General features: G+C 65.8%; 2 protein-coding genes and 1 pseudogene. All 3 read left to right on the plus strand.

Annotated features, from left to right (window positions below; genetic code table 11):
* Positions 1–276: pseudogene (locus DBR23_RS05985) on the plus strand (heme biosynthesis protein HemY); the annotation flags it as partial.
* Positions 277–654: 378 nt separating this feature from the next.
* Entirely contained in the window at positions 655–1,227 is a 573-nt protein-coding gene (locus DBR23_RS05990) for a cytochrome b (RefSeq protein WP_056066827.1), read from the plus strand.
* 118 nt (positions 1,228–1,345) lie between these two features.
* Positions 1,346–1,794, plus strand: a 449-nt coding sequence (locus DBR23_RS05995; RefSeq protein ID WP_108497635.1) for a YceI family protein, incomplete at its 3' end; no start/stop codon positions are given.

A 1,794-nucleotide genomic window follows, 5' to 3' on the forward strand; every position in this document is an offset into this window, starting at 1 on the left:
GGGCTGGATGCGCTCGACGGGCCCTGGCTGGCCCGCATCGAGTCCGCCCAGCAAGCCAACCCACGCGACGCCCGCCTGCAATACCTGGCGGGCATGGCCTGCCTCAAGCGCCAGCTGTGGGGCAAAGCCCAGCAGCTGCTGACCCAGGCAGCCCAGCAGCTCAACGACGCGCCAATGCGCGCCAGCGCGTGGCGCCATGTGGCCGAACTGGCCGAGCAACGCGGCGACGACAGCGCCGCCGTCAGCGCCTGGAAACAGGCCGCGCTGGCCCGATAACCCGGGCATCGCGGGGTGCTCTGGCGCCCCGCCCCCGTACCGCCCGCCATCGCTGCACATGATGCGGCCACCTCCCCCATTCGCCAAGGTGTCTCCATAGGGGCACCGGCGCACCAGCGGGGTCCATGCAGGCGCCACGCCGATGCCCTGCGGATGCCAGCAAATAGCCGCTCCGCAGAAATTGCACAGCATTGGGGAACTTTGAGCGCTCAAGGCATATCGATTCAATAAATTTGAATCAAGGCATCAATCTGTCTGAAGCTGATCACAGCCAGCGCTTCCTACACTGCGCCATCGCCCAGCGCGTTGTGCCGCCAAGTCCGGTGGCCCTTGCAGCCTTTGCTCACCTTCTTTGTGCACCGACCTCCAGATTCGCTGATGACAGCCACTTCCACGACGACCCTCGACACTCCGCGCCGGTACACGCGCACCGCCATGCTGTTGCACTGGGTGCTGGGCCTGGCGCTGATCGCTCTGTTTGGCGTCGGCGTCTACATGGCCGACCTGCCCTTTTCGCCCCAACGGCTGAAGCTTTACAACTGGCACAAATGGGCCGGCGTGACCATCCTGGTGCTGTCGGCGCTGCGCCTGCTGTGGCGCGCCACGCACCGCCCACCGGCGCTGCCCCAGGCGGTCGAGAAGACCATGCCCGGCTGGCAGAAGCTGGCACACCACGGCACCCACCACCTGCTGTACGTGCTCTTCTTCGCCGTGCCCCTGATTGGCTGGGCCTACAGCTCGGCGGCGGGGTTCCCCATCGTGTTCCTGGGCTTGTGGCAGTTGCCCGACTTTGTGCCGGTGAGCAAGGACCTGGCCGAGGCCATCAAGCCCTGGCACCAGTACACCGCGTTTGCATTGGCCGCGCTGGCGCTGCTGCACATCGCCGCAGCGCTCAAGCACCAGCTGGTCGACCGTGATGGCCTGCTGAACCGCATGCTGCCCGGGAAATAACCAGCCTCCACCTGCGGGGCGCCATGACAACCCCTGGTGGGTACCTTGCCCACCTCAAAGGTCGCTCGCCCCCTGCGACCACCGCTTCCACCTTTTGTGAATTGAACGGAGTTTCTGCATGCATCTGTCTTCTACCTTGTCCCGCATCGTGATCGGCGCTGCCCTCGTTGCGGGCGGGCAAGCCGCCCTGGCCCAGCAGCAGCTGGTGCCCGCGCAGAGCGAGGTGCAGTTCACAGCCCGCCAGATGGGCGTGCCACTGGAAGGCCAGTTCAAGAAGTTCAGCGCCCAGGTAGCGTTTGACCCGGCCAAACTGGCCACCAGCAAGATCGCCTTCACGGTGGACACTGGCAGCGCCACGCTGGGTTCGCGCGAGACCGATGCAGAGCTGCCCAAGCCCGCGTGGTTCAACGTGCCCAAATTCCCGCAAGCCCAATTCGTGTCGTCCAGCATCAAGGCGCTGGGCGGCGGCAAGTTTGAAGTGGCGGGCGCGCTCACCATCAAGGGCAACAGCCAGAACGTGGTGGTGCCCGTGACGCTGACCCAAAGCGGCCCCACCACCACCGCCAC

Origin of the sequence: Acidovorax sp. HMWF018 (assembly GCF_003061035.1) — a bacterium.
Lineage (GTDB): Bacteria > Pseudomonadota > Gammaproteobacteria > Burkholderiales > Burkholderiaceae_C > Acidovorax > Acidovorax delafieldii.

Bases quoted from the DNA above. Each gene is read 5' to 3' on its own strand.
- DBR23_RS05990 (WP_056066827.1), top strand. From the start codon at position 655: ATGACAGCCACTTCCACGACGACCCTCGACACTCCGCGCCGGTACACG.